The sequence below is a fragment of the Demequina mangrovi genome, from assembly GCF_000759715.1.
Lineage (GTDB): Bacteria > Actinomycetota > Actinomycetes > Actinomycetales > Demequinaceae > Demequina > Demequina mangrovi.
In genome coordinates this window covers 1-25,167 of the sequence record NZ_BBLU01000006.1, presented here as the reverse complement: position 1 = coordinate 25,167, position 25,167 = coordinate 1, and the positions used below count along the sequence as shown (strand labels likewise).

The following is a 25,167-nucleotide window of genomic DNA, read 5'->3' as shown; positions in this document are numbered from 1 at the left end:
CATGGGTGCCGTCATCGGAGGGGTCCTGCCTCTGGCCGTCGGAGTGGCGATCAGCCCGATCCCCATCATCGCGGCGATCCTCATGCTGCTGTCGCCGCAAGCGCGCGTCACCGGGGTGGGCTTCCTGCTCGGCTGGGTGCTGGGGATCCTCGTCGCGACGACGGCGTTCATCGCGCTCTCGGGGTCGTACACGGAGGGCACGGGCGAGTCCGTCGCCGCGGTGGGCATCGCGCAGCTGACGCTGGGTGCGCTGCTGCTGCTCCTCGCGGCACGCTCGTGGCGTGCGCGTCCCGCCGCCGGCGAGGAGGCGCCCCTGCCCTCCTGGATGGGCGCCATCGACCGCTTCACCCTGCCCCGAGCGCTCGCCTTCGGCTTCCTCATGTCGGGCGTCAACCCCAAGAACCTGCTGCTGTGCGCGAGCGCGGGCATCTCGATCGGCGCGGGTGCCACCGACACCATGCCCACCGGGACCACCGCCGTGGCCCTCGTCGTCTTCACCGTGCTCGCCGCGTCGACGGTCGCCGTGCCCGTCATCGCGTACCTGGCGGCCGCCGAGCGGATGCGCGGTCCGCTCGACACGCTCCGTGCATGGCTGGCAGCCAACAACGCGCTCATCATGGCGGTGCTGCTGCTCGTGCTCGGCGTCGAGATGCTCGGCAAGGGGCTCGGGCAGCTCTGACGCCGGCCTGCTCCGGCGAGGGCGCCGCCGCTTCGTCCGACCCCGCGCGTACGCTGGACCCCGTGACCGCGATCCCCACCCCGTACGAGGACCTGCTGCGCGACGTGATGGCCACCGGCACCCCCAAGGGTGACCGGACCGGCACCGGCACCGTCTCGGTCTTCGGCCGTCAGATCCGCTACGACCTCTCGCAGGGCTTCCCGCTCATCACCACCAAGCGCGTGCACGTGCGCTCCGTGGTCGGCGAGCTGCTGTGGTTCCTGCGCGGCGAGACCAACGTGCGCTGGCTCCAGGAGCGCGGGATCACCATCTGGGACGAGTGGGCGGACGAGGACGGCGAGCTCGGGCCGGTCTACGGCTACCAGTGGCGTTCGTGGCCCGCGCCGGACGGCCGCCACGTCGACCAGATCGCGAACGTCGTCGAGTCGATCCGTTCCAACCCCGACTCGCGCCGCCACATGGTGACCGCCTGGAACCCCGCGCTCGTGGACGAGATGGCGCTGCCGCCGTGCCACGCGATGTTCCAGTTCTACGTCGCGGACGGAAGGCTGAGCTGCCAGCTCTACCAGCGCAGCGCGGACCTGTTCCTCGGCGTGCCGTTCAACATCGCGTCCTACGCTCTGCTCACCCACATGATCGCGGCCGAGACCGGGCTCGAGGTGGGCGACTTCGTCTGGACCGGCGGCGACTGCCACATCTACTCGAACCACTTCGAGCAGGTCGAGCGCCAGCTCTCGCGCGACCCGTTCCCGTACCCGACGCTGCGGCTCGAGAAGAAGGACTCGCTGTTCGACTACGACATCGACGACGTGGTCATCGAGAACTACCAGCACCACCCGGGCATCAAGGCGCCCGTGGCGGTCTGAGCGCGCCCGTGGCGATCAAGGCGATCTGGGCCCAGGCGCGCGACCTCGCCGACCGCCCGGTGATCGGGCTCGACGGCACGATGCCGTGGCACCTCCCCGAGGATCTCGCGCACTTCCAGGCGCTCACCCGCGGCCACGCCGTCATCATGGGCAGGCGCACCTGGGAGTCGCTGCCTCCCCGCTTCCGGCCCCTGCCGGGCCGCGTCAACATCGTGGTGACCTCCGGCGACGCTCCCGACGGCGCGACCGGGGCATCGTCCCTGCACGATGCCCTCGAGACGGCCGCGACGCTCTCGCCGGGGACCGACACCTGGGTGATCGGCGGCGCGGGCCTGTTCGCCGACGCGCTCGCGCATGCCGACGCGCTCGAGATCACCGAGATCGACACGCTGGTCGCGGGCGACACGTTCGCCCCCGACCTCGCCGCCGACGACTGGTCCGTGGCGGCCTCCACCGAGCCCGCGACGTCCGCCTCGGGGCTGACGTACCGCTTCGTCACCTACGTCCCCGCCGAGGGTCACCGCCAGGACTGAGGTGCCGCGGGACCGTTCCGTGGCCCCCGCCCTCGATGCCAGGATGAACGCCATGACCTGGCATGTCCCTGCGCGCATCGAGACCGAGCGCCTGGTCCTGCGCCGCTACGAGGCCGCGGACGCGGAGGCGCTCGCCGCGACCGTCGCGCGCAACATCGATCACCTCGCGCGCTACATGGAGTGGATCGCCTTCGAGCCCCAGAGCGTCGAGCAGCGGCGCGCGTGGATCGAGGACGTGAACGCGCAGGCCGAGGCCGGCACCGAGTTCGTCCTCGGGATGTTCGATCACGCGGGGACGCTGGTGGGCGGTACCGGCTTCCACGTCGGCACGGACCCGGAGCGGCTGATGATCGGCTACTGGATCGACGCCGCGCACCAGGGCGCCGGCCTGGTGACCGAGGCCTCGGCCGCGCTCGCGCGCGTGGCGCTCGAGCTGGCCGGCGCGGCCATCGTCGACATCTCCCACGCGGCGTCGAACGCGCGCAGCGCGGCGGTGCCGGCGCGGCTGGGCTTCACGCGGCGCGAGACGTGCGGCGAGGCGTGCTTCGACGGCGGCACCAAGGAGCCCGGCGTGACCTGGTGGGCGACGCGCGAGGCGCTCGCGTCCGGGCCGCTCGCCTCGACGCCGCGGCCCGCGGCCTTCGACGCCGACGGCGCGGAGCGCGCGTGGCCCGCGTGAGCCTCGACGCGACGCGTCAGCAGGCGCTGTCCGTCTCGCTCGCGACCGGCGCCTACGGGCTGAGCTTCGGGGCGCTGTCCGTCGCCGCGGGCCTCGACGTGTGGCAGACGTGCGCGCTGTCGCTGCTGGTGTTCTCGGGCGGCTCGCAGTTCGCCTTCGTCGGCGTGATCGGCGCGGGCGGCCACCCGTTCTCGGCCGTGGCGACCTCGACCTTCCTCGGGCTCCGCAACGGCTTCTACGGCGTCGGGCTCGCGCCCGTGATGAGGCCGATGCGCGGGTGGCGGCGGGCGGCGGCCGCCCAGGTCACCATCGACGAGTCGACGGCGGTGGCCCTCGCCCAGCCCGCCGAGGATCCCGACGCGCGGCGGACCGGCTTCTGGTGGACGGGCATCGGCGTCTTCCTCGGCTGGAACGCGATCACGCTCGTGGGCGCGCTGCTCGGCTCACGCATCGGCGATCCGGCGGACTGGGGTCTCGACGCCGCCGCGGCCGCCGCGTTCCTCGCGCTGGTGTGGCCGCGCCTGGCGCATCGCCGCGCGCAGGCGGTCGCCGCCGCCTCGTGCGTGCTCGCGCTCGCGCTCACCCCCATCACCCCGGCGGGCGTCCCGGTGCTCGCGGCCGCCGCGGTCGCGATCGTCGCGGGCTGGGGCCACCCGCGCGCCGAGGAGGTGCCGGAATGAGCGCCTACGCCTGGATGTGGGTCGCGATCGTCGCGGCGGGGGTCCTGTCATTCGCCACCAAGCTCGCGGGCCACTCGGTACCGGAGTCCTGGCTCGAGAACCCTCGCGTCCACCGCATCGCGGCGTTCGTCACCGTCTCCCTGCTGTCCGCGCTCGTCGCGGTGCAGACGTTCGCGTCCGGGCGGACGCTGGTGATCGATGCTCGCCTCGCGGCGGTCGCGGTCGCCGCGGTGCTGCTGTGGCGGCGCGCGCCGTTCATCGTGGTGGTGGCGGTCGCCGCCGGCGTGGCCGCAGGGCTGCGCGCGCTCGGGTGGGGCTGAGGCGCCTACGTCAGCTCGGCCATGACGAAGGCCGTGAGGAAGCCCGCGGCGGCGATGAGACCGGTCGCCCAGTGGTCCTCCTCGAAGGCCTCCGGGATCATCGCGTTGGCGACCATCGCGAGCAGCGCGCCTGCCGCCACCGACACGACGACCGCGAGCACCTTGACCGGGGCGTCGGCGAGCGCCGCGACGCCGAGCACGGCCGCCGCCATCGCGATCCCGGTGATGACCGTCCACAGCCCGAGGATCAGGCGCGGGGAGCGACCCTTCCGGAGCATCGCGACGCTGCCCGCGAGCCCCTCGGGGATGTTGCTCAGCCCGATGGCGACCACGATCGCCACGGGGAAGGACCCGCTCAGCGCCACGGACAGCCCGATGACGACGGCCTCGGGGATCCCGTCGAGCAACGCGCCGACCGCGAAGGCGCCCCCGCCGCCCGGCTCGTCGCCGCCTCGGCGCGCGGTGATGTTGCGCGAGGCCCGCTCGCGCGCATCGTGCCGCGCGACCAGGCGCTGGACCAGCCTGTCGCCGCCGACGTACAGCACCGCTCCCCCGGCGAATCCCAGGACCACCGGCCACACGCCGCCCGCGTCGCGGGCCTCGACCACCAGCTCGAGCGCGAGCGTCGCGAGCATGATCCCGGCGCCGAAGGCCATCACCGCGGCGACGATGCGCCGCGGCACGTCCCACACCAGCGCGATCGCGGCGCCCACCAGCAGCGTGCCGATGCCGAGACCCGCGGCCAGCGCGGTGGTGAGGACCTCCATGCCTTCACGCTAGCCGGACGCCCCTAGGCTGGTCCGCATGATCCACGCCGACGTCTCCGCCCGCCCCGCCGTCCCCGGCGACGAGGACGCCATCGCCGCGATCCAGCTCGCCGCGTGGCGCGGCTGGCTGGGCGACGCGGTCGACGCGTTGCCCGAGGACGAGGTCCGTGCGCGCTGGGCCGCCGCGATCGTCGCGGCGCCGTCGCGCGAGCACAAGGTGTTCGTCGCGTGCGACGGTCCGCGCGTGGTGGGCTTCGCCGCGCTCCAGCCGGGCGAGATCATGGCGCTCGAGGTCGCGCCCGAGCACCGTCGCGCGGGCCACGCGTCGCGGCTGCTCTCCGCATGCATCGACACGCTGCGCGTCCAGGGCCGCGAGGACGTGCGCGCGTGGGCCCTCGAGGGGGACGAGGCGCGGATCGCGTTCCTCACGTCCGCGGGTCTCGCGGAGGGCGGCGTGCGCCGCACGCTCGAGGGTCCCGAGGGCGACCTCGTCGAGATCATGTACCGCGCGGGACTGTAGAGACCGCGCTCAGCGCTGCGCGCGGAACAGCGCCGCGGCGTGCCGCAGCGCCTTGCGCGCCTCGGCCTTCTCCTTGACCTCGTCGTACGCGAAGGCGAGGTGGAACCACGCCGCCCAGTCCTCCGGCGCGATCTCGACGCCGCGCCGCGCGACCTCGTACACGTCGAGCGCCGCCTCCTCGGTCAGCCGTCCCGCAGCGGTGCGGGCGCCGTCATGACGCGGGAGCCGGTCCTCGGACTCGAGCCGCGTCGACATCCGCTGCACCGTGATGCCGAGCCGCCACTCGTGGACGAGGTACCAGATCGCGATCGCGGGGATCACGAGCACCAGCACGCCGAGCAGCTTCCCGATCACGCCTGACGAGCCCAGCAGCGCGATCGCGATGTTGGTGACGAAGCCAAGCAGCAGGACGGCGAGCAGCGTCGTGGCGACCGCGGCCATGAACGCCGGCCGCCGGATCACGCTCACAGCGCCATGTACCCGTCGAGCCCGACGGTGAGGCCCGGGTGCCTCGCGACCTCGCGCACGCCGAGCAGCACGCCCGGCATGAAGCTCACGCGGTCGAAGCTGTCGGTGCGGATGGTCAGCTGCTCCCCCGGGTTGCCCAGCAGGATCTCCTCGTGCGCGACGAGCCCGCGCAGGCGCACCGCGTGCACGTGCACGCCTTCGATGACGGCGCCGCGCGCACCCTCGGGATCATGCGTGGTGGCGTCGGGCGAGGGGCCGATGCCGGCGGCGGCGCGGGCGGCGGCGATGCCCATCGCGGTGTGCGTCGCGGTCCCCGACGGCGCGTCGACCTTGTCGGGGTGGTGGAGCTCGACGATCTCCACGGACTCGAAGTAGCGCGCCGCGGCGGCCGCGAAGCGCATCGACAGCACCGCGCCGAGAGCGAAGTTGGGCGCGATCAGCACGCCCAGCTCCGGCCGCTCCTTGAGGTGCTCCTCGACGCGCAGCAGCGCCTCCTCGGTCCAGCCGGTGGTGCCGACCACCGCGTGGATCCCGGCGTCGATGAGGGCGTGGACGTTGGCCTCGGTCGCGCTCGGCACCGTGAAGTCGACGGCGACCTGCGCGCCCGCACGGGCGGCGTCGGCCACCGACCCGTCATGGTCGACGGCGGCGGCGAGCTCGAGGTCGGGGGCCCCGTTCACCGCCTCGATCACATGGGAACCCATGCGCCCGGAGGCGCCCAGCACGGCGACGGAGATCATGCGTCGAGCGTACCGGGCGCCTCCGGGTGGACGATGCGCCGCCGGTTCAGCCGTTGAAGGTGGGCGGGCCGCCCATCTGCCCCCCGCCGCCAGGCATCTGCCCCTGCTGCGGACCCGCGGTCTCCTCGTCGTCGCCGCCGATGCCGGACAGCAGCCCGCCGGAGCTCTCGGAGGACTCCTCATCGCCGCCGGTGACGTCGAGCGCCAGGTCGGCGAGCACCACCTCGTCGCCCTTCTCGAGACCGGAGAGCACCTCCGTGTAGACGGAGCCGATCGCGCCGATCTCGACCGCGACAGCCGTCGCGAGGCCGTCCGCCCCGATCACCTGGACCGTCGCGTCGCCCGCCGCGTCCGCGACGGCCGAGGTGGGCACCACGAGCGCGCCGGACGCGCCCGCCACGGTGATCTGCAGCCGCGTGGCCGCACCGATCCGGATCTCGAAGCCGGGATCGGGGACGCCGATGGTCACCGCGTAGGACGGCGAGTAGTCGTTGCCCGTGTTGACGTTGCTCACGCTCGACACCGTGCCCTCGACCACCTCGCCCGTGCTCGTGAGCGTGAGCTCCGCATCCTGGCCGACCGCGAGAAGCTGCGCCTCGGTCAGGCTCATGGCGAGCTCGACAAGGTAGGAGTTGTCGGCGACGAGCGTGATCGCGGACGACGTGTCGCCCGCGCTCACCGAGGCGTCCGCCTCGATCCCGACGTCCATGATCGTGCCCGCCACGGGAGCGGTGAGGTCGGCGTGCTCGAGCTGGGCCCGGGCGACCGCGAGGTCGGCCTTGGCCGCGGTGATCTCCGCCTTGTCCGCGAGGATGTCGGCCGCGCTCGGGACGGAGTCGGAGCTGTCCCCGCTCGCGTCGCCGCTCATGCCGCTCTGCGCCGACGAGTCGTCGAGGCCGCTGTCGCCCATGGTGTCGCCCGACTGGTCGTCGCCTGCCGCGGTGTCGCCGTCGACGGGCATGGACCCGCCGTCGCCCGGACCCGCGGTCGATCCCCCGTCCGTCCCCGCGTCGGAGCCGTCGCCGCCGGTCCCGGCGTCGGGGCCCGCGCCGTCGCTGCCGGAGCCGGTTCCCGTGCCGCCATCGGTCCCGGTGGACGATGCGGCGATCGCGTCCTGCAGGGCGGCGACGGCCGCGTCGACGGCACGGGCGAGCTCCATGAGAGTCGCCTGCGCGGCGATCGAGTCCTGGGACGCCTCGAGCGCATCCGCGGTGGCCGTCTGGCACGCCTCGAGCGCCTCGGCGAGGTCGGCGGCGGCATCGGCCGAGCCGTCGGCGTCATCCGTGGCGTCGTCCGCATCTTCGGCGGAGTCGTCGGAAGCGCCGTCGGTGGAGTCCGCGGAGGCGTCGTCCGACGCCTCGTCCGCGCCCCCGGATGCGGCGAAGTCCGCGCACACCGTCTGCGCGGTCGCGGCGGCCGTCTCGGCCTCGGCGAGCAGCGCGGTCGCGACGTCGTACTGCGCGAGCAGCGCGTCCTGGGCCGCGACCAGCGCCGCCCGAGCCGCGGCGACCGCGTCCGTGACCTCCGCGGCGGGGTCCGGCGCATCGTCCGCGGGATCCGCGACCGCGACCGTGCTCGCGGTCGAGCCCGGGACGTACAGCGCCGACGTCACCGTCACGGTGCCGGTCGAGCCGCCCGAGGAGTACGACGCGGACGTGGTGGTGCTCGACGAGGTCCCGCTGCTCTGCGCCTCGAGGTCGTCGGCGAGCGCCTCCTTCGCGTCGGCGAGCGCCTCCTTGGCCTCCGACACCGCGTCCTCGAGATCGCCGGTGTCGAGCGTCGCGAGCACGTCGCCCGCCTCGACCACGTCGCCCGCGCTCACGAGCACCTCGGCGACCGTGCCCTCGACCTGGAACGCCAGGTCCGCGCGGCTCGCCGAGGACAGCGACCCCGTCGCGGTGAGGGTCTGCGTCACGTCGCCGGTGCCCACGGTGGCGGTGCGATACCCCGCCGCCGTGGACGCCGAGGCGCCGGTGAGCGTGAAGCCGGCGACCACGCCGCCGACGGCGACCGGCGCCGCGACGAGCAGCCAGCGGCGGCGCGCGCTGCGCCTTACGGTGGCCATCAGCCCTCGCTCTCGAGCGCCGGCTCGTCGACCGCGGTCTCGCCGCCGGCGGGCGCGCCGCCCATGCCACCCTCGCCGCCCATCCCGCGGCCGGCGAACATCGACGACTCGCAGCCGTCGTCGCCCGCGGTGAAGAGCGAGATCACGGTGGCGGAGTAGCCGCCCGACTCGTCGGACTCCCCGATCGCCGTCATGCACAGGCCGACCTCGATGGCGTCGGCGTCGGCGCTCCGCATCGTCGTGACGGTGACGTCCCCGGCCGCGGTGACCGTCTCGTCGCCGTCGGTCGTCTCGATGGTGAGCACGTCGCCGTCGATCGCGGTCAGCGTGCCCGCCACGCGGGTCGAGAAGGCGAAGCCACCCTCGCCGCCCTCGGGCATCTCCATCCCCTCGGGCGCCTCCATGCCGTCCGGCAGCTCCATGCCCTCGGGCATGTCCCCGTCGGGCATCGCGGTGGGCATGTCGGTGGGCATCTCACCGTCGTCGGGACGCTCCATGCCCTCGGGCATGTCGCCGTCGCCGCGTTCCCCGAAGCCGCCGGCATCGGACGCGCAGGTGCCGTCCTCCTCCGCCTCGGAGACGGTGATCTCCGTCGCCGCGTCGTCGTCGCCCAGCGTCGCGACCACGCACTCTCCGACCGCGAGGTCGGCGAACGCGATGTCGACCTCGATGCTGATGTCGGTCGCGGCGTCGTAGTTCACGGCGGTCTGAGAGGAGCCGTCCTGCACCTGGGCCGTGCCGTCGGTCACGTAGGCGATCTCGCCCGTGAGCCCGCCGCCGCCCATGTCGCCCCGCTCGCCGTCCTGAGGCACCTCGCCCAGCACCGCGCCGCCGGCCTCGGCCGAGGCTCCGGCGTCCGGCACCGCCGACTCGGTGGTCTCGGCGGCGTCCGCCGAGCACCCGGCGAGCAGCATGGCGCCGCACATCGCAGCCATGAAGGTCTTCCGGTTGGTCGTCATGTTCATTCGTGTCTTCCGTTCTGTGCTGAGGGCGATCACTGGTCGCGAAGGGCGTCGATCGGGGCGAGCCTCGCCGCCCTCGCCGCGGGGTAGACGCCGAACACCGCGCCGATGCCCACCGCGACCACCACCGAGACGACGAGCGCCAGGCCCGAGATGACGATGGTGGAGTCGAGCACCGGAGGCAGCGCCACCGCGAGCCCGACGCCGATGGCGACGCCGATCGCGCCGCCGCTGAGGCCGAGGATCATCGCCTCGATGAGGAACTGGTTGCGGATGTTCGCCGGCGCCGCGCCGAGCGCCTTGCGGAGGCCGATCTCGCGGGTCCGCTCCGTGACGGAGACCAGCATGATGTTCATCACGCCGATGCCTCCGACCAGCAGCGCGAGCGCCGCGATGCCGGTGAGGAGCACCGTGAGCTTCTGGTAGACCGAGGTCGCGGCGTCGAGCAGCGAGTCCTGGACGTCGATGGTGAAGTCCGCGTCGTCCGCCGAGGCGAGGCCGTGGAGGTTGAGGAGCAGCGCCTCCGCCTCCTGCGACGCCGCGCTCAGCAGGTCGGACGAGGCCGCCTTGATGTAGATGGTCGCCACCGACTCGCTCGAGCCCGAATCGTCGAGCGAGTCGACCATGGTCGTCATGGGGACCACCGCGAGGTCGTCGAGCGAGGTGTCGCCCGAGGATCCCGCCTCGGCCAGCACGCCCACCACCTCGTAGGACTCGTCGTCGATCGTGAGCTCCTGGCCCACGACGTACGTCGAGCCGAACAGCTCCTCGGCGGTCTCGGTGCCGAGCACGATGACGCTCGCGGAGGAGTCGAGGTCGTCCTCGTCGAAGAAGCTGCCGTAGAGCAGCTCGCGGGAGCGCACCTCGGTCCAGCTGGTCGACGTGCCCGTCACGGTGGTGGTCCAGTTGCTCTCGCCGTACTCGAGCGAGACGCTCGCCGTCTTCTCCGCCGCCACCGCCATCGCATCGGGCACCGCGACCGTCGAGGCGAGCGCCTCCGCGTCGGCGCGGGTGAGCGTGGTGCCGCTGCCGAAGCCTCCGCGCATGCCGCTCTCGTCCGTGGACGAGCCGGGCGACACGATGAGGAGGTCCGAGCCGAGCGCCGCGATCTCCTCGCTCACGTCCTTCTGGGTGCCGAGGCCCAGGCCGACGGTGAGCACCACCGACGCGATGCCGACGACGATGCCGAGCATCGTCAGGGCCGAACGCATCTTGTGCGAGCGGATCGCTCGCCACGAGCTGCCGAGCAGGTCGCCGGGCCTCATTTGGCGATCTCCGTTCCCGCGCCGACGAACTGCCCGTCGGTCACGTTGTAGACGGTGCTCGCACGGGCGGCGACGTCCGCCTCATGCGTGATGAGCACGATGGTGCTGCCCTCGGCGTGCAGCTCGTCGAGCATGCCGAGCACGTCGCGCGTCGAGTGCGAGTCGAGGTTTCCGGTCGGCTCGTCCGCGAGCACGATCGCCGGCTCGGTCACCAGCGCGCGGGCGATCGCGACGCGCTGCTGCTGACCTCCCGAGAGCTGGCCGGGGTGGTTGCGGCTCTTGTCGCCGAGGCCCACACGGGTGAGCGCGCGCATCGCCCGCTCGCGCCGTTCCGCCGGGGCGACGCCGGCGTACACCAGCGGGAGCTCGACGTTGCCGAGCGCGGTGAGACTCGACAGCAGGTGGAACTGCTGGAACACGAAGCCGATGCGCCGGTTGCGCGCCGAGGCGAGCGCGTCCTCGTCCATGTGCGAGACGTCCTCGCCGGCCAGGATGTAGCTGCCGCTGGTGAGCACGTCGAGGCAGCCGAGGATGTTCATGAGCGTCGACTTGCCCGAGCCCGAGGGCCCGACGATCGCGACGTACTCGCCGGGGAAGATCCGGCAGTCGATGCCCCGCAGGGCCTCGAACTCGATGTCTCCCGTGTGATAGGTCTTGCGGGCGCCCGAGAGCTCGATCACCGGTGCGGTGAGATCGTGCAGCGGGCTGATGGTGGCGGTCATTCAGGTCCTCCGGGTCGTCGGTGCGGGGGCGCGTCCGGGCCTACTGGCCCGGCATCCCGCCCATGCCGCCGGTCGGCATCTCGCCGCCGCCCGGGAAGCTGCCGTCGGTCGGGAAGCCGCCGCCCATCTGGCCGAAGCCCTCCTCGGAGGTCTCGGAGTCGGTGCCGCCCGAGGCCATCACGGTGACGACGATCTCCTCGCCCTCCTCGAGCCCGTCCGTGACCTCGGAGTAGCTGCCGATGGTCTCGCCGAGCGTGACCTCGCGCGCCGTCTCCTCGCCCTCGGAGTCGACCACGGTCACCGTCGAGACACCGTCCGCGGTGGTGATCGCGTTGGTCGGGACCGCGAGGACGTCGACGCGGCGCAGGGTGATGATCTCGGCGGTGACCGAGGTGCCCTCGTACAGGCCCTCGACGTCGCCGGTGACCTGGAGGTCCACCGCGTAGGTGGCGCTGCCGCCGGTCGTCGTAGGGAGGTTCGCGATGTCCGTGACGATGCCGAAGAACTCGCCGTCGACATCGTCCGCCGTGAAGGTGACCTGGTCGCCCTCCTCGACCTGGGAGACCTCGTCCTCCGAGAGGCTCACGGACACGGTCCACTCGTCGAGGCCGACGATGGTGACCCCGCTCGAGCTGGACGTCGACGCGGCCGTGGTCGCGCCGCCCATGCCGGACGATGCCGAACCGCCGCCGGAGACCACGTCGCCCACCTCGTAGGGCTGCGACGTCACGAGGCCGGAGATGTCCGCGACGAGCTTCGCGTCGTCCATCGCCTCCTCGGCGTCCGCGACGCTCTCCTCGAGCACCTCGACCTGCGCCTCGGCGGCGGCGATCTGCGCCTCGCTCGCATCGGAGCCGTCGTCGGCGTCCTCGAGGTTCGCGAGCTTGGCCTCGGCCTGCGCGAGCTCGGCCTCGGCGGAGCGCAGCGAGGCGGTGAGCTGCAGCGTGTCGATCCGCGCGATGACGTCGCCGGCCTCGACGTGGTCACCGGCCTCGACCTTGACCTTGGTCACGGTGCCGGAGGCCTCGAAGGCGAGGCTGTCGGTGGTGACCGCGACCAGCGAGCCCGATGCGGACACCGACTCCTCGAGCGTCTCCAGCCCGACCGTCACCGTCTGCTGGCCGGCCGCCTCCATGGATCGGTCGGCCTGCACGGGCTCGTCGGCCGAGCCCCACAGCGCCATGGCTCCGGCCCCCAGGCCGGCGCCGGCGAGCAGCGTGCCGGTGGGGACCACCCACGTCCGTGCTCGGTTCCACCTCGAAGAGTTCTGGGGCATCGTCCGTCCGTTCGATCGTCACGCCTTGTCGCATGCGAAGGTATGGACGAACTCTGGGAGAACGCTGGGAGCGGGATAAGGGCAACGTAAGGAGTCGCCCCGGGCGGGAATCTGTGGGCGTTTCGCCCGGTTCAGGCGGGACCGACGCGCACCGAGACCCGCTCGCGCGACGCGATGTCCGCGGCGAGCGCGCGGACCTGATCGACCGTGACCGCGTGGACGTCGTCGAGCATCTCGGCGATGGACCACAGGTCGCCGAAGACCAGCTCGGCCTTGCCGAGGCGCGACATGCGCGAGTACGAGTCCTCGAGGCGGAGCACCATCGAGCCCGCGATCTGCCCCTTGGCGCGCTCGAGCTCCGACGCCGTGATGCCGTCGGCCATGCGCTCGAGCTCGACGGCCATGAGCCGCTCGACCTCGTCTGCCTTCGACGCGATGCACGCGCCGTAGACGCCGAAGACGCCGGTCTCGGTGCTCGGCGCACCGAACGAGTACACGGAGTACGTGAGGCCGCGCTTCTCACGGATCTCCTGGAACAGTCGCGAGCTCATGCCGCCGCCGAGGATCGCGTTGTAGACCGCGAGGACGCTGCGGCGCTCGTCGGTCGCGGAGAAGCCGCGCGTGCCGAGCAGCACGTGCGCCTGCTCGAGCTCGTGACGGGTGATGCGCACCTCGGGGTCGAGGGTCGCCTCGACGGGCGCGAAGCGATCGCGCCGCCCCGCGGGCACGATGCCGGGGGCGAGGTCCCAGCCGCCGCGGGTGAGCGCATCGGCCACCATGGCGCACACGGCGTCATGGTCCACTCCCCCGGCCGCCGTGATGATGAGCCCCTCGGGCGTGTAGTGCTCGCGGTAGTGCTCCCGGACCGCGTCGCGGGTGACGGCGTTGATGATCTCCGGGGTGCCGCCGATGGGCCGGCCGAGCACGTGGCCGCCCAGCACCGCCTCGGTGAAGCGCTCGTGGATGACGTCGCCCGGGTCGTCCTCGTTCATCGCGAGCTCCTCGAGGATCACCCCGCGCTCCATGTCGAAGTCCGCCTGATCGAGGCGCGCGCCGGTGACCATGTCGAGGATGACGTCGATCGCCATGGGCAGGTCCGTGTCGATCACCCGGGCGTAGTAGCAGGTGTACTCCTTGCCCGTGAGCGCGTTGGACTCGCCGCCCACGCGGTCGAACTCCTCGGCGATGTCGAGGGCGCTGCGGCGCGCGGTGCCCTTGAACAGCAGGTGCTCGAGGAAGTGGGTCGAGCCCGCGTGCTCGGGGGCCTCGTCGCGCGAGCCCACGCCGATCCACGCGCCGAGCGTCGCCGAGCGCATGCCGGGGATCTGCTCCGTGAGCACACGCACGCCTCCCGGCAGCACCGAGCGGCGCACCACGGCGCCGTGGTCCTGCTCGATGGTGAGGTCGGAGCCGATCGCTCCGGCGTGCACGAGGGGAAGCATGTGAGGCATGAGGGCGAGCCTATCCGCGATTCCCAATGACGCTTGTGACACATGTGATCGGCACCTGCGCATGGCGATGCGACATCGGCGCGACCCCGCGCCCCACCCGTCACATCTGTCATGGGGAATCGACCGTGGGGACGCCGAAGGGCGGCCGGGTCACCCCGACCGCCCTTCGAGCGGAACTGCGTCAGACCAGGCTTACGCCTCGACGGTCTCCTCGGCGGACTCGGCGCCCGCCTCCTCGACCACGCCGAGCGAGAGCTTGCCGCGCGGGTCGACCTCGGTGATCTCCACCTGGATCTTCTGGCCCACGGACAGGACGTCCTCGACGTTCTCGACGCGCTTGCCGCCCACGAGCTTGCGGATCTGCGAGATGTGCAGCAGACCGTCCTTGCCCGGGCTCAGCGAGATGAACGCGCCGAAGGCGACCGTCTTGACCACGGTGCCGACGAAGCGCTCGCCGACCTCGGGGACGTGCGGGTTCGCGATCGCGTTGATCGCGGCGCGCGCGGCCTCCGCCGACGGACCGTCGGTGGCGCCGATGTACACGGTGCCGTCGTCCTCGATGGAGATGTCGGCGCCCGTGTCGTCCTGGATCTGGTTGATCATCTTGCCCTTGGGGCCGATGACCTCGCCGATCTTGTCGACCGGGATGCGCACCGCGATGACGCGCGGGGCGTGCGGGCTCATCTCGTCGGGCTCGGAGATCGCCTGCTCCATCACGGACAGGATGTGGACGCGGGCGTCGTACGCCTGCGACAGCGCGCCGGCCAGGACCGAGGCGGGGATGCCGTCGAGCTTGGTGTCGAGCTGGATCGCGGTGACGAACTCACGGGTACCGGCGACCTTGAAGTCCATGTCGCCGAACGCGTCCTCGGCGCCCAGGATGTCCGTGAGCGCCGCGTAGCGGGTCTCACCGTCGACGGTGTCGGACACGAGGCCCATCGCGATGCCCGCGACGGGGGCCTTCAGCGGCACACCGGCGTTGAGCATGCCGAGCGTCGAGGCGCAGACCGAGCCCATCGAGGTCGAGCCGTTCGAGCCGAGCGCCTCCGACACCTGACGGATCGCGTAGGGGAAGTCCTCGCGCGACGGGAGCACCGGCACCAGGGCACGCTCGGCGAGCGCGCCGTGGCCGATCTCGCGGCGCTTCGGGGAGCCCACGCGACCGGTCTCGCCCGTGGAGAAGGGCGGGAAGTTGTAGTGGTGCATGTAGCGCTTGTGCGTCTCGGGCGAGAACGAGTCGATCTGCTGCTCCATCTTGAGCATGTTGAGCGTGGTGATGCCCATGATCTGGGTCTCACCGCGCTCGAAGATCGCGGAGCCGTGCACGCGGGGCACCACGGCGACCTCGGCCGACAGCGGACGGATGTCCTTGAGGCCGCGGCCGTCGATGCGGACGCCGTCCTTGAGGATGCGCTGGCGGATGGTCTGCTTGGTGACCGAGCGGACCACCGAGGAGATCTCCTTCTCGCGGCCCTCGAACTGGCCCGAGAACTGGTCGAGCGCGCCGGCCTTGATCTCGTCGAGACGGTTCTCGCGGGTCTGCTTGTCGGCGATCTGGAGCGCCTCGGCGAGGTCGCCCTCGATCGCGGGCGCCACGGCGGCGAACACGTCGTCCTGGTAGTCGAGGAAGCGCGGGAACTCCGCGGTCTCCTTGGCCGCCTTGGAGGCGACGTCGGCCTGCGCCTCGCACAGCGCGCGGATGAACGGCTTCGCGGCCTCGAGGCCCTCGGCCACGACGGTCTCGGTGGGCGCCTGCGCACCCTCGGAGACGAGCTCGAAGGCGTTCTCGGTCGCCTCGGCCTCGACCATCATGATGGCGACGTCGTCGCCCACCACGCGGCCGGCCACGACCATGTTGAAGACCGCGTTCTCCATCTCGGACCAGCGCGGGAAGCACACCCACTGGCCCTCGACGAGCGCGATGCGCACGCCGCCGATGGGGCCCGAGAAGGGCAGGCCGGCGAGCTGGGTCGACATCGACGCCGCGTTGATCGCGATGACGTCGTACTGGTCGTCCGGGTGGATCGCGAGGACGTCGACGACGACCTGGATCTCGTTGCGCAGACCCGACACGAAGGACGGGCGCAGCGGACGGTCGATCAGACGGCACGTGAGGATGGCGTCCGTGGTGGGACGGCCCTCGCGGCGGAAGAACGAGCCGGGGATCTTGCCGGCGGCGTACTGACGCTCCTCGACATCCACGGTCAGGGGGAAGAAGTCGAAGCCGTCACGCGGGGACTTGCCGGCCGTGGTGGCCGACAGCAGCATCGTCTCGCCGTCGAGGTAGGCGACGGCGGAGCCGGCGGCCTGCTTGGCGAGACGTCCCGTCTCGAACCGGACGGTGCGGGTGCCGAAGCGACCGTTGTCGATCGTGGCCTCGGCGAACTGGATCTCAGGACCCTCCATCAGGAGTTGCTCCTTGCCTATTCGTGGCAGGCAGGCGGATGCGGCTGTCGCCGCGTCACTGATCGTCAGTCGAAATGCTCAGAACGGTTCCCCCGGGAGGAGGTTCTGCCCATCACCACCGAGGATCAGCATCCGGCTGGCCTGCCAGGTTGAGTTGGGTGGCCCGGCGTACCGGGCCGCAAGCATCCTATCAGCGGAGGCGCACGATGCACGGCGAGCGCGCACCGCTGCGGCGATTCCCCGGGGCGCCTGCGGCGCGCACTGCTCCTGCGGACGATGCCGTCGTCCCCGACGTCCCCTGCGCCACATCGTGCACATCTGGCATTGGGAGTCCCCCGCCCGGGTACGCGAAAGCCCGGCCGCTGCGACCTCGGAATGGAGGGAGCGGCCGGGCAGACGCTTCGAGGGGCTGCGCGCTTAGCGGCGCAGGCCCAGACGCTCGATGAGCGAGCGGTAACGGTTGATGTCCGTCTTCGCGAGGTAGTTGAGCAGGTTGCGACGACGGCCGACCAGGAGGAGCAGGCCACGACGCGAGTGGTGGTCGTGCTTGTGCTCCTTGAGGTGCTCGGTCAGGTCCTTGATACGCTGCGAGAGCACAGCGACCTGGACCTCGGGGGAACCGGTGTCGCCCTCGTGGGTCGCGTACTCGGTCATGATGGACTGCTTCACTGCTGCGTCGAGCGCCACTGTGATCTCTCTTTCGTCTCGTTGCGCGGCGCAACCGGGCTTGTTCTCCGGTGCACTGGGATCCGCGGCCGTTCTTACGGCGACGATCAAGCATACAGGACGCGACGGACCTCCCGCGACCGCTACCAGCGCTCGCCGCCGCGGCGGCCCCTGTTCGCCTCGATCTCCGCGCGGGAGTTGAGCGCGTCCCTGCGGCGCTCCTCCTCGGCGTCGCCCGGGCGGCGCTGCGGGATCGGGTGCGACTCGGGACGGCGGCCCGCCGCGAACACCGGGTCGCCGGCCGCGGCGCCCTCTTCGCGGGCGGGCCCGCCGACGCCCGACTGCGGGATGGGGCCCGTGGGCCCGATCTCGGGCGGCTCGATCCCCTTGCCGCGGCTGCCGCCCTCGCGCAGACGCCGCTCGATGAAGGTCGCCAGCCGCGACACGAGCAGGTTGATGAGGATGTAGATCGACGCGCCGACCACGAAGAGCGGGATGGTGTAGCGCCCGTTCTCGCCGAAGTAGTCGCGGTTGAGCTTGATGACGCGCAGCAGCTCCTCGTACGCGACGATGTAGCCCAGCGCGGTGTCCTTGAGGAGCACCACCATCTGGCTGATGAGCGCCGGCAGCATGATCCGCACGGCCTGCGGGAGCTCGATGAGGAGCGTGGTGCGCATGGTCGACAGGCCGATGCTGAGCCCTGCCTCGCGCTGTCCCTTGGGAAGCGCGGCCAGGCCGGCGCGCAGGATCTCCGCGACCACCGCCGCGTTGTAGACCACGAGGCCGAAGACGACCGACCACAGCGGCGACCATCCGAACACGAGTTTCGCGAGGAACATCAGCATGAGGACCGGCAGCCCGCGCGAGAACTCGACGAGCACGGTGCCCGCCCGGCGCGTCAGCGTGCTGGTGACGCCGCGGCGCACGATGGCCACCGCCGAGCCCGCCGCGATCGCGATGGGCGCCGCGATCGCCGCGGCGGTCAGCGTCGCGCCGAGACCGCGCCCCAGCGCCCGCCAGACGGTGATCGCCTCCTGGTTCTTGGGCGGGTCGGTGAGGATCTTCCAGCGGTCGTCGAAGACCCCCCGCTGCGCGAAGGCGTAGGCGATGTAGCCCGCGACGGCGAGCAGCGCGAGCGAGAAGACCCAGTTGAGGGTCCGGTCGAGCCGCTTCGCGCGGGGGCCGGGGGCGTCGTAGAGGACCGATGCGCTCATCGTGCGAAGGCCACCTTCTTCTCGACCCGCGAGGCGAGGATGCCGAGCGGGATGGTGATGGCCAGGTACATGACGGCGATCCCGAAGAAGATGAACAGGCCGTCCTGGGGATGCTTGGTCATGAGCGTGCGCTGGACCGCGACGAGCTCCATGTACGCGAATCCTGCGGCGACGGAGGTGTTCTTGGTGAGCGCGATCAGCACCGAGATGAGCGGCGGGATGGCCGTGCGCCACGCCTGCGGCAGCACCACCTGCGACAGCGTCTGACCGAAGGTGAGGCCGATGCTGCGGGCCGCCTCCGCCTGCCCGATGCCCACCGAGTTGACGCCCGAGCGCAGCGCCTCGCACACGAAGGCGCTCGTGTAGAGCGTCAGGGCGAGCAGCGCCGTCTGGAAGCCGAGCCCGGGGACGATGCCGAGGGTCGGCAGCACGAACACGAAGCCGAAGAAGATGAGCGTGAGCGGGGTGTTGCGGACGATCTCCACGTACGCCGTGCCGACGGTCCGCAGCGGTCCGACGGGCGACACGCGCATCGTCGCGAGCAGCGTCCCGATGGCCAGCGACAGGACGCCTGACAGCGCGGTCAGCGACAGCGTCGCGAGGAAGCCGCCCCAGATGGCGCCGAACTCCTCGATGAACGTGGTCATGCTCTCCTCCGGACGAGCCGTGCGGCCCGTCGGATGACGGGCCGCACGGCGGTGTCGCTAGTTCTCGTAGCGGTCGACGGCCGGGGCCTCGGGCTCCGGCAGGACCGTGCCCGCGGTCGCGTTCCAGGCCTCGAGCCAGCGGCCGTCCTCGAAGATCTCCTCGAGCACGTCGTTGATCCAGTCGCGGAACTCGTCGTCGTCGTGCAGCAGGCCGATGCCGTAGGGCTCCTCGGTGAACGGCTCACCCACCACCTCGAACTCGCCGTCGGACTCGGCGACGTAGCCGGCGAGGATCACGTTGTCCGTGGTCACCACGTCGACCTGGCCGTTGCGCAGCGGGTCGAGGCAGTCGGTGTACGCGTCGAACAGCGCGAGCTCCGCATCGGGGTAGTTCTCCTCGATGTTGGCGGCCGGCGTCGAGCCGGTGACCGAGCAGACGGTCTTGCCGGCGAGGTCGTCGGGGCTCGAGATGTCGGTGTTGCCCGACAGCACCATGAGCGCCTGGCCCGCGTTGTAGTACGGGCCCGCGAAGGAGATGAGCTCCTTGCGGTCGTCGTTGATCGTGTAGGTCGCCACGACGATGTCGACGGTGCCGTCCTCGATGTAGGCCTCGCGGTTGGCGGACACCGTCTCGGTCCACGTGATCGCGTCCTCGTCGATGCCGAGCTCCGCGGCGATGATCTTGCCGATCTCGACGTCGAAGCCCTCCGGGTTGCCGTCAGGGCCCTTGAGCCCGAACAGCGGCTGGTCGAACTTGGTGCCGATGGTGATGCTGCCCGCCTCGGCGAGCGCGGCCATGGTCGAGCCCTCCGCGAAGTCGCCTGCGCTCATCGCATCGTCGCCCGCCATCGAGTCCTCGGTGTCCGAGCCCTCATCGGACGAGCACGCCGCGAGCATCGCGGCCGCGGCCACGCCGAGGGCGGCAGCCGCCGCCTTCCTCCGGATCATCATGGTCCTTCTCCTCTCCCTCGCCCCTGCCAGGGCGTTGACTGTGGAACCTCGGGGAACCTCTAGTGCGTCAGGATCTTCGACAGGAAGTCCTTCGCCCGCTCGGACTGCGGGTTGGTGAAGAACTGCTCCGGCTCGGCCTGCTCCTGGATGCGTCCGTCCGCCATGAACACCACGCGGTTCGCGGCCTTGCGCGCGAAGCCCATCTCGTGGGTGACGACGATCATGGTCATGCCCTCGTGCGCGAGGTCGGTCATGACGTCGAGGACCTCGTTGATCATCTCGGGGTCGAGCGCGCTGGTGGGCTCGTCGAAGAGCATCACCTTGGGCTTCATCGCGAGCGAGCGCGCGATGGCCACGCGCTGCTGCTGACCGCCCGAGAGCTGCGCGGGGTACTTCTGCGCCTGGTTGGCGACGCCGACGCGCTCGAGCAGGGCCATCGCCTCGGTCTCCGCCTGCTTCTTCGGCTCCTTCTTCACCTTGACGGGGCCGAGCGTGACGTTCTCGAGGATGGTCTTGTGGGCGAAGAGGTTGAAGGACTGGAACACCATGCCGACGTCGGCGCGCAGCCGCGCGAGCGCCTTGCCCTCCTGCGGCAGCACCTCGCCGTCGACGGTGATGGTGCCGGTGTCGATGGTCTCGAGACGGTTGATCGCGCGGCACAACGTGGACTTGCCGGACCCGGAGGGACCGATGACGATGACCACCTCGCCGCGCGTGACGGAGAGGTCGATGTCCTGGAGCACGTGCAGCTCGCCGAAGTGCTTGTTGACCTTGTCGAGCACCACGAGCGCGTCGTCTGAGGCTGGCATCTTCCGACCATAGCCCGCGATTCCGGACATGGCGCGGCAGCGACGAGATCGTGACCGAGACTTAATCGCCTGGTAACACGCTCTCGCGGGACATCAGGTGCGAACCGTCAGCACCTCGCGGCACCAGTCGACGTCCTCGCCGAGCGCCGCGACGAGCGCGTCGAGCGAGCCGAAGTCGAGCATCGGCCGGCGCCACTCGACCAGATCGAGCGCCACCTCCGCGTCGTAGAGGTCGAGCCCGTCGCGGTCGATGCAGAAGGCCTCGACACGCAGGTCCGTGCCGCCGACCGTGTAGTTCATGCCGAGGCTCACCGCCGCCGCCATGCGCTCCCCCGCGAGGGCCTGCGCGCGCGGGTTTCCCCGGCCGTCGAGCACCGTGAGCCACGCGGCGTAGACCCCGTGGCGCGGGATCATGCCCGCGGAGTGGTCCAGGTTCGCCGTCGGGAAGCCGATCTCGCGGCCGAGCGCGTCGCCGTGGATGACCGTGCCTCGGAGCCGATGCGCGCAGCCCAGCACGTCGTTCGCGCCCGGCAGGTCGCCCGCGTCGAGCAGCTCGCGCACCCACGTCGAGGACCAGCGCCGGCCCGACTCGGACACCGCGCACGCGTCGTCGATGATGTCGACCTCGAAGCTCAGCTCGCGGCCGAGCGCCCGCATCGTCTCGACGTCGCCGGCGTTCCCGCGACCGAAGCGCGTGTCGCGTCCGACCACCACGCACGAGGCGCGCATGCCGTCCACCAGGTAGTCTCGCACGAACTCCTCGGGGGTCTGGCGCGCGAAGTCGAGCGTGTAACGCACGACCAGCACGCCGTCGAGGCCCGTCGCCGCGAGCCGCTCGAGGCGGTCGTCGAGCCCCGTGATGAGCTCGGGCTGATGCGCGGGGTCGTGGACCGCCTTGGGGTGCGGGTCGAAGGTCATCGCGAGGGCGACATGGCCGCGCTCGCGCGCATCGGCCACCATCGCACGCAGCACCGCCTGGTGCCCCCGGTGCACGCCGTCGAAGTTGCCGAGCGTGACCACGGCGGGGCCGAGGTCCGGGATCTCCGCGAGCGAGCGCCACACATGCATGACGGACATTGTGCCCGACCCGGGCGGGCCGGGCGTCAGGAGCCGGACGATGCGCCGGCGGGCTCGAACACCACCGTCGGCTTGGCGCGCCCGCCCTTGGGCTCGACGATCGCGACGGCGCGGGGTCCGGGGGCGATCGCGACCGTGGGGCCTTCCACACGCGCGTCGATGAACTGCCCGTGCCCGAGCGCGACGGACTGCGCGTCCGTGATGTCCAGCACCGGGAGGGTCGCCGCCGCGGACTCCGCGAGGCTCACGCGCGGCAGCTCCTCGCCTCCCTCGACGATCGCGCCGAGGTCCTCGAGCGTGCGGGCCCTGTCGAGGCCGATGCGCCCCACGCGGGTGCGACGCAGCGCGGTGAGATGGCCGCCGACGCCGAGCGCGGCGCCGAGGTCGCGTGCCAAAGCGCGGACGTACGTGCCGGACGAGACCTCGACCCGCACATCCAGGTCGACGAGCCCGGCGGCGCCCCGTACGGCGAGCAGCTCGAAGGCCGCCACCGTGACGGGACGCGCCGGGAGCTCGACGTCCTCTCCCCCACGAACGCGTGCGTATGCACGCTTCCCGTCGACCTTGATCGCGCTCACCGCGCTAGGCCGCTGGAGGATGTCTCCCGTGAGATCGGCGATGGCGGATCGGATGGCCCCGTCCGCGATCGTGGACGCATCCACGGTCGCGGTGACCTCTCCCTCCGCATCGTCGGTCACGGTCGACTGACCGAGACGAATGGTCGCCTCATACTCCTTATCGTGCCCGACGATGTACGTCAGGAGCTTCGTGGCGCGCCCGATTCCCAGAATTAAGACACCCGTGGCCATGGGGTCGAGCGTGCCGGCGTGGCCCACCTTGGAGGTGTGGGCCAGACGCCGGACACGCGCGACCACATCGTGGGACGTCCAGCCCTGGGGCTTGTCCACCACCACGATGCCGGGCGTCGGCTCGGGGCCGCCGCGCCGTGCCATGAGCTAGCTCTCGTCCTCGTCGGACGCCTCGTCCTCCGGCTTGCGGTACGGGTCCGCCTCGCCGGCGTACTGGGCGTTCTCGCGCAGACGCCTGAGCTCCTCGTCCCGCACGTGCGCCTCGTGGAGGGCACGGTCGAGCGACGCCGCGGTCTCGGGGACCGCGTCGAGGTGGAACTCGAGCGTCGGCGTGAGGCGGATGCCGAGGCCGGCGCCCACGAGGGAGCGCAGACGGCCCTTGGCCTTCGCCAAACCCTTCGCTGCGTCCTCGCGTGCTGCCTCGTCACCCAGCACGGTGTAGAACACCGAGGCCTGCTGGAGGTCGCCCGTCACACGCACATCCGTGATGGTGACGAACTCCAGCCGGGGGTCCTTGATCTCGGTCTGGAGCGCGCGGGCGACGATCTTCTTGATCGTGCCCGCGAGCTTCAGAGCCCTCGCCTTGTCAGCCATCAGTCCCTCGGGATCTCGACCATCTCGAAGGTCTCGATGATGTCGCCGACCTGGATGTCGTTGAACTTGCCGAGGCCGATACCGCACTCGTAGCCGTCGCGCACCTCGGTGGCGTCGTCCTTGAAGCGGCGCAGCGTCTCGATGGTCGGCTCGCCGATGACCACGCCGTTGCGCACGACCTTGGCCTTGGCGTTGCGGCGGATGACACCGTTGCGCACGAGGCAGCCCGCGATGTTGCCGAACTTCGACGAGCGGAAGATCTCCATGATCTCGGCGCCGCCGACCTGACGCTCCTCGAACTCGGGCTTGAGCATGCCCTTGAGCGAGGCCTCGACATCCTCGAGCGCGCGGTAGATGACCGAGTAGAAGCGCATGTCCACGCCCTCGCGGTCCGCGAGCTCCTGGACGCGCTCCGCAGGACGCACGTTGAAGCCGAGGATGATCGCGTTGTCGACCGTCGCGAGGTTGACGTCGTTCTGCGTCACCGCACCGACACCGCGGTGGATGATGCGCAGGTCGACCTCGTCGCCCACGTCGATCTGGAGCAGCGCGTCCTCGAGCGCCTCGACGGCACCGGAGACGTCACCCTTGATGATGAGGTTGAGGGTCTCGACCTTGCCCTCCTCGAGGGCCTTGTTGAAGTCCTCGAGCGAGATGCGCTTGCGACGCTTGGCGAGCTGAGCGGCACGCTCCGCGGCCTCGCGCTTCTCCGCGATCTGACGCGCGGTGCGGTCGTCGTCGGCCACCAGGAAGGTGTCGCCGGCGCCGGGCACCGAGGTGAGGCCGATGACCAGCACCGGGCGACCCGGGGTCGCCTCGGCGACCTGCTGGTCGTGCTCGTCGAACATCGCACGGACACGGCCGTAGGCGGTGCCGGCGACGATCGCGTCGCCGACGCGCAGGGTGCCCGAGTTGACCAGGACGGTCGCCACGGCGCCGCGGCCCTTGTCGAGGTGCGCCTCGACGGCCACACCGCGGGCGTCCTTGTTCGGGTTCGCACGCAGGTCGAGGCCCGCGTCGGCGGTGAGCAGCACAGCCTCGAGGAGGTTGTCGATGCCCTTGCCCTGGAGCGCGGAGACATCGACGAACATCGTGTCGCCGCCGTACTCCTCGGCCACGAGGTTGTACTCGGTGAGCTGCTGGCGGATCTTGGCGGGGTTGGCCCCCTCCTTGTCCACCTTGTTCACCGCGACCACGATCGGCACGTTGGCGGCCTGGGCGTGGTTGAGCGCCTCGATGGTCTGGGGCATCACGCCGTCGTCCGCCGCGACCACGAGGATCGCGATGTCGGTGACCTGCGCACCACGGGCACGCATGGCGGTGAACGCCTCGTGACCCGGGGTGTCGATGAACGTGATGGCGCGGTCGTTGCCCTCGTGCGTGGTGTGCACCTGGTACGCACCGATGTGCTGGGTGATGCCGCCGGCCTCGCCGGAGATGACGTCCGCCTTGCGGATCGAGTCCAGCAGGCGGGTCTTTCCGTGGTCGACGTGACCCATGACGGTGACGATCGGGGCGCGCGCCTCGAGGTCCTCGTCGGTCTCCGCGGCGAGCTCGGCGTCCAGGTCGAGCCCGAAGTCCTCGAGGAGCTCCTTGTCCTCGTCCTCGGGCGACACGATCTGGATGACGTAGCCCAGCTCGGAGCCGAGGGCCTCGAAGGTGTCCTCGTCGAGCGACTGCGTCGCGGTCGCCATCTCGCCCAGGTGGAACAGGACGGTGACGAGCGACGCGGGGTTGACGTCGATCTTCTCGGCGAAGTCCGTCAGCGTCGCGCCGCGGCGCAGGCGGATCGGGGTCGAGCCGTCACCGCGAGGGATCTGCACGCCGCCGATCGCGGGGGCCTGCTGCTGCTCGTACTCTGCCCGCTTCGCCCGCTTCGACTTCCGGCCGCGCACGGGCTTGCCACCCGCACGACCGAACGCACCTGCGGTGCCGCCACCGCGGCCGCGGCCACCGGGAGCCGGACGGCCGCCGGGGCCGCCGAAGCCGCCGGGGCGACCC

General features: G+C 71.5%; 26 protein-coding genes. 7 read left to right on the top strand and 19 right to left on the bottom strand.

Annotated features, from left to right (window positions below; translation table 11 throughout):
• The first annotated feature begins 1 nt into the window (after nt 1).
• The 6 genes from TR42_RS06795 to TR42_RS06770 all read left to right on the top strand — a co-directional run bounded on the left by TR42_RS06795 (nt 2) and on the right by TR42_RS06770 (nt 3,757).
• A complete protein-coding gene (locus TR42_RS06795) occupies nt 2-679 on the top strand; it encodes a GAP family protein (RefSeq protein ID WP_042214306.1) in 678 nt (225 codons plus the stop codon).
• Between the two features lie 107 nt (nt 680-786).
• Nucleotides 787-1,545 (top strand): thymidylate synthase, encoded by a 759-nt coding sequence (locus tag TR42_RS06790; protein ID WP_236623393.1) that lies wholly within the window; start codon nt 787-789, stop codon nt 1,543-1,545.
• An 8-nt stretch (nt 1,546-1,553) separates the two neighbouring features.
• Nucleotides 1,554-2,078: a dihydrofolate reductase gene (locus TR42_RS06785; protein WP_042214304.1), complete on the top strand. Its 525-nt coding sequence runs from the start codon at nt 1,554-1,556 to the stop codon at nt 2,076-2,078.
• 52 nt (nt 2,079-2,130) lie between these two features.
• On the top strand, nt 2,131-2,757 hold the full coding sequence (locus TR42_RS06780; RefSeq protein ID WP_052405738.1) for a GNAT family N-acetyltransferase: 627 nt from the start codon (nt 2,131-2,133) through the stop codon (nt 2,755-2,757).
• A complete protein-coding gene (locus TR42_RS06775; RefSeq protein WP_042214548.1) occupies nt 2,745-3,437 on the top strand; it encodes an AzlC family ABC transporter permease in 693 nt (230 codons plus the stop codon). Before TR42_RS06780 ends, TR42_RS06775 begins: the two co-directional genes overlap by 13 nt.
• Nucleotides 3,434-3,757 carry an AzlD domain-containing protein gene (locus TR42_RS06770; RefSeq protein ID WP_042214302.1) on the top strand — a complete coding sequence of 108 codons (324 nt, stop codon included), beginning with the start codon at nt 3,434-3,436 and terminating at the stop codon, nt 3,755-3,757. Before TR42_RS06775 ends, TR42_RS06770 begins: the two co-directional genes overlap by 4 nt.
• A 5-nt stretch (nt 3,758-3,762) precedes the next feature.
• Here the strand turns inward: TR42_RS06770 and TR42_RS06765 are convergent, their stop codons facing one another.
• Nucleotides 3,763-4,524: a ZIP family metal transporter gene (locus TR42_RS06765; RefSeq protein ID WP_042214300.1), complete on the bottom strand. Its 762-nt coding sequence runs from the start codon at nt 4,522-4,524 to the stop codon at nt 3,763-3,765.
• A 37-nt stretch (nt 4,525-4,561) separates the two neighbouring features.
• Between TR42_RS06765 and TR42_RS06760 the strand changes: the two genes are divergently transcribed.
• Entirely contained in the window at nt 4,562-5,044 is a 483-nt protein-coding gene (locus TR42_RS06760; protein ID WP_042214298.1) for a GNAT family N-acetyltransferase, read from the top strand.
• Nucleotides 5,045-5,053: 9 nt separating this feature from the next.
• On the opposite strand, the gene TR42_RS06755 is transcribed toward TR42_RS06760, so the two are convergent.
• The 18 genes from TR42_RS06755 to infB form a co-directional block, all read right to left on the bottom strand.
• Entirely contained in the window at nt 5,054-5,512 is a 459-nt protein-coding gene (locus TR42_RS06755) for a hypothetical protein (RefSeq protein WP_081953228.1), read from the bottom strand.
• A complete protein-coding gene (dapB, locus tag TR42_RS06750; protein WP_042214296.1) occupies nt 5,509-6,252 on the bottom strand; it encodes a 4-hydroxy-tetrahydrodipicolinate reductase in 744 nt (247 codons plus the stop codon). The genes TR42_RS06755 and dapB overlap by 4 nt, the downstream gene beginning before the upstream one ends.
• A gap of 46 nt (nt 6,253-6,298) precedes the next feature.
• A complete protein-coding gene (locus TR42_RS14235; RefSeq protein WP_052405737.1) occupies nt 6,299-8,317 on the bottom strand; it encodes an efflux RND transporter periplasmic adaptor subunit in 2,019 nt (672 codons plus the stop codon).
• Complete coding sequence (locus TR42_RS15015) at nt 8,317-9,276, bottom strand: hypothetical protein (protein WP_161786629.1); 960 nt, start codon at nt 9,274-9,276, stop codon at nt 8,317-8,319. The genes TR42_RS14235 and TR42_RS15015 overlap by 1 nt, the downstream gene beginning before the upstream one ends.
• A 35-nt stretch (nt 9,277-9,311) precedes the next feature.
• Nucleotides 9,312-10,544, bottom strand: coding sequence for an ABC transporter permease (locus tag TR42_RS06735; protein WP_042214293.1), 1,233 nt, complete (start codon nt 10,542-10,544; stop codon nt 9,312-9,314).
• Nucleotides 10,541-11,266: an ABC transporter ATP-binding protein gene (locus TR42_RS06730; protein WP_042214291.1), complete on the bottom strand. Its 726-nt coding sequence runs from the start codon at nt 11,264-11,266 to the stop codon at nt 10,541-10,543. The genes TR42_RS06735 and TR42_RS06730 overlap by 4 nt, the downstream gene beginning before the upstream one ends.
• A 40-nt stretch (nt 11,267-11,306) precedes the next feature.
• Nucleotides 11,307-12,542, bottom strand: a complete 1,236-nt coding sequence (locus tag TR42_RS06725) for an efflux RND transporter periplasmic adaptor subunit (protein WP_081953227.1) — start codon at nt 12,540-12,542, stop codon at nt 11,307-11,309.
• Between the two features lie 131 nt (nt 12,543-12,673).
• On the bottom strand, nt 12,674-13,993 hold the full coding sequence (locus TR42_RS06720; protein WP_042214289.1) for a M16 family metallopeptidase: 1,320 nt from the start codon (nt 13,991-13,993) through the stop codon (nt 12,674-12,676).
• 192 nt (nt 13,994-14,185) lie between these two features.
• Complete coding sequence (locus tag TR42_RS06715; protein ID WP_042214287.1) at nt 14,186-16,399, bottom strand: polyribonucleotide nucleotidyltransferase; 2,214 nt, start codon at nt 16,397-16,399, stop codon at nt 14,186-14,188.
• Nucleotides 16,400-16,816: 417 nt separating this feature from the next.
• Nucleotides 16,817-17,086, bottom strand: coding sequence for a 30S ribosomal protein S15 (rpsO, locus tag TR42_RS06710; RefSeq protein WP_042214286.1), 270 nt, complete (start codon nt 17,084-17,086; stop codon nt 16,817-16,819).
• Nucleotides 17,087-17,208: 122 nt separating this feature from the next.
• On the bottom strand, nt 17,209-18,279 hold the full coding sequence (locus TR42_RS06705; RefSeq protein ID WP_074789394.1) for an amino acid ABC transporter permease: 1,071 nt from the start codon (nt 18,277-18,279) through the stop codon (nt 17,209-17,211).
• Nucleotides 18,276-18,926 carry an amino acid ABC transporter permease gene (locus TR42_RS06700; protein ID WP_042214284.1) on the bottom strand — a complete coding sequence of 217 codons (651 nt, stop codon included), beginning with the start codon at nt 18,924-18,926 and terminating at the stop codon, nt 18,276-18,278. The genes TR42_RS06705 and TR42_RS06700 overlap by 4 nt, the downstream gene beginning before the upstream one ends.
• Before the next feature lie 57 nt (nt 18,927-18,983).
• Nucleotides 18,984-19,874 (bottom strand): glutamate ABC transporter substrate-binding protein, encoded by an 891-nt coding sequence (locus TR42_RS06695; RefSeq protein WP_425305732.1) that lies wholly within the window; start codon nt 19,872-19,874, stop codon nt 18,984-18,986.
• Nucleotides 19,875-19,936: 62 nt separating this feature from the next.
• Nucleotides 19,937-20,686, bottom strand: a complete 750-nt coding sequence (locus TR42_RS06690) for an amino acid ABC transporter ATP-binding protein (protein ID WP_174435464.1) — start codon at nt 20,684-20,686, stop codon at nt 19,937-19,939.
• 93 nt (nt 20,687-20,779) lie between these two features.
• On the bottom strand, nt 20,780-21,754 hold the full coding sequence (locus TR42_RS06685; RefSeq protein ID WP_042214279.1) for a bifunctional riboflavin kinase/FAD synthetase: 975 nt from the start codon (nt 21,752-21,754) through the stop codon (nt 20,780-20,782).
• A gap of 35 nt (nt 21,755-21,789) precedes the next feature.
• Nucleotides 21,790-22,716 (bottom strand): tRNA pseudouridine(55) synthase TruB, encoded by a 927-nt coding sequence (truB, locus tag TR42_RS06680; protein WP_042214277.1) that lies wholly within the window; start codon nt 22,714-22,716, stop codon nt 21,790-21,792.
• Nucleotides 22,717-22,719: 3 nt separating this feature from the next.
• Nucleotides 22,720-23,166 carry a 30S ribosome-binding factor RbfA gene (gene rbfA / locus TR42_RS06675; protein WP_042214275.1) on the bottom strand — a complete coding sequence of 149 codons (447 nt, stop codon included), beginning with the start codon at nt 23,164-23,166 and terminating at the stop codon, nt 22,720-22,722.
• Nucleotides 23,166-25,167 (bottom strand): translation initiation factor IF-2 (infB, locus tag TR42_RS06670; RefSeq protein WP_042214274.1); only part of this gene is annotated, 2,002 nt, incomplete at its 5' end. The genes infB and rbfA, both read right to left, overlap by 1 nt.

Excerpts from the sequence above, each read along its gene's own strand:
- TR42_RS06760 (WP_042214298.1), top strand. The coding sequence starts at position 4,562 with ATGATCCACGCCGACGTCTCCGCCCGCCCCGCCGTCCCCGGCGACGAG.
- TR42_RS06780 (WP_052405738.1), top strand. The coding sequence starts at position 2,131 with ATGACCTGGCATGTCCCTGCGCGCATCGAGACCGAGCGCCTGGTCCTG.
- TR42_RS06795 (WP_042214306.1), top strand. The coding sequence starts at position 2 with ATGGGTGCCGTCATCGGAGGGGTCCTGCCTCTGGCCGTCGGAGTGGCG.
- TR42_RS06715 (WP_042214287.1), bottom strand. The coding sequence starts at position 16,399 with ATGGAGGGTCCTGAGATCCAGTTCGCCGAGGCCACGATCGACAACGGT.
- TR42_RS06685 (WP_042214279.1), bottom strand. The coding sequence starts at position 21,754 with ATGCATGTGTGGCGCTCGCTCGCGGAGATCCCGGACCTCGGCCCCGCC.
- TR42_RS15015 (WP_161786629.1), bottom strand. The coding sequence starts at position 9,276 with ATGACGACCAACCGGAAGACCTTCATGGCTGCGATGTGCGGCGCCATG.
- TR42_RS06695 (WP_425305732.1), bottom strand. The coding sequence starts at position 19,874 with ATGATCCGGAGGAAGGCGGCGGCTGCCGCCCTCGGCGTGGCCGCGGCC.
- TR42_RS06725 (WP_081953227.1), bottom strand. The coding sequence starts at position 12,542 with ATGCCCCAGAACTCTTCGAGGTGGAACCGAGCACGGACGTGGGTGGTC.
- TR42_RS14235 (WP_052405737.1), bottom strand. The coding sequence starts at position 8,317 with ATGGCCACCGTAAGGCGCAGCGCGCGCCGCCGCTGGCTGCTCGTCGCG.
- dapB (WP_042214296.1), bottom strand. The coding sequence starts at position 6,252 with ATGATCTCCGTCGCCGTGCTGGGCGCCTCCGGGCGCATGGGTTCCCAT.
- TR42_RS06765 (WP_042214300.1), bottom strand. The coding sequence starts at position 4,524 with ATGGAGGTCCTCACCACCGCGCTGGCCGCGGGTCTCGGCATCGGCACG.
- truB (WP_042214277.1), bottom strand. The coding sequence starts at position 22,716 with ATGGCACGGCGCGGCGGCCCCGAGCCGACGCCCGGCATCGTGGTGGTG.
- TR42_RS06770 (WP_042214302.1), top strand. The coding sequence starts at position 3,434 with ATGAGCGCCTACGCCTGGATGTGGGTCGCGATCGTCGCGGCGGGGGTC.
- TR42_RS06690 (WP_174435464.1), bottom strand. The coding sequence starts at position 20,686 with ATGCCAGCCTCAGACGACGCGCTCGTGGTGCTCGACAAGGTCAACAAG.
- TR42_RS06790 (WP_236623393.1), top strand. The coding sequence starts at position 787 with ATGGCCACCGGCACCCCCAAGGGTGACCGGACCGGCACCGGCACCGTC.
- TR42_RS06730 (WP_042214291.1), bottom strand. The coding sequence starts at position 11,266 with ATGACCGCCACCATCAGCCCGCTGCACGATCTCACCGCACCGGTGATC.
- rbfA (WP_042214275.1), bottom strand. The coding sequence starts at position 23,166 with ATGGCTGACAAGGCGAGGGCTCTGAAGCTCGCGGGCACGATCAAGAAG.
- TR42_RS06720 (WP_042214289.1), bottom strand. The coding sequence starts at position 13,993 with ATGCCTCACATGCTTCCCCTCGTGCACGCCGGAGCGATCGGCTCCGAC.
- TR42_RS06700 (WP_042214284.1), bottom strand. The coding sequence starts at position 18,926 with ATGACCACGTTCATCGAGGAGTTCGGCGCCATCTGGGGCGGCTTCCTC.
- TR42_RS06705 (WP_074789394.1), bottom strand. The coding sequence starts at position 18,279 with ATGAGCGCATCGGTCCTCTACGACGCCCCCGGCCCCCGCGCGAAGCGG.
- TR42_RS06735 (WP_042214293.1), bottom strand. The coding sequence starts at position 10,544 with ATGAGGCCCGGCGACCTGCTCGGCAGCTCGTGGCGAGCGATCCGCTCG.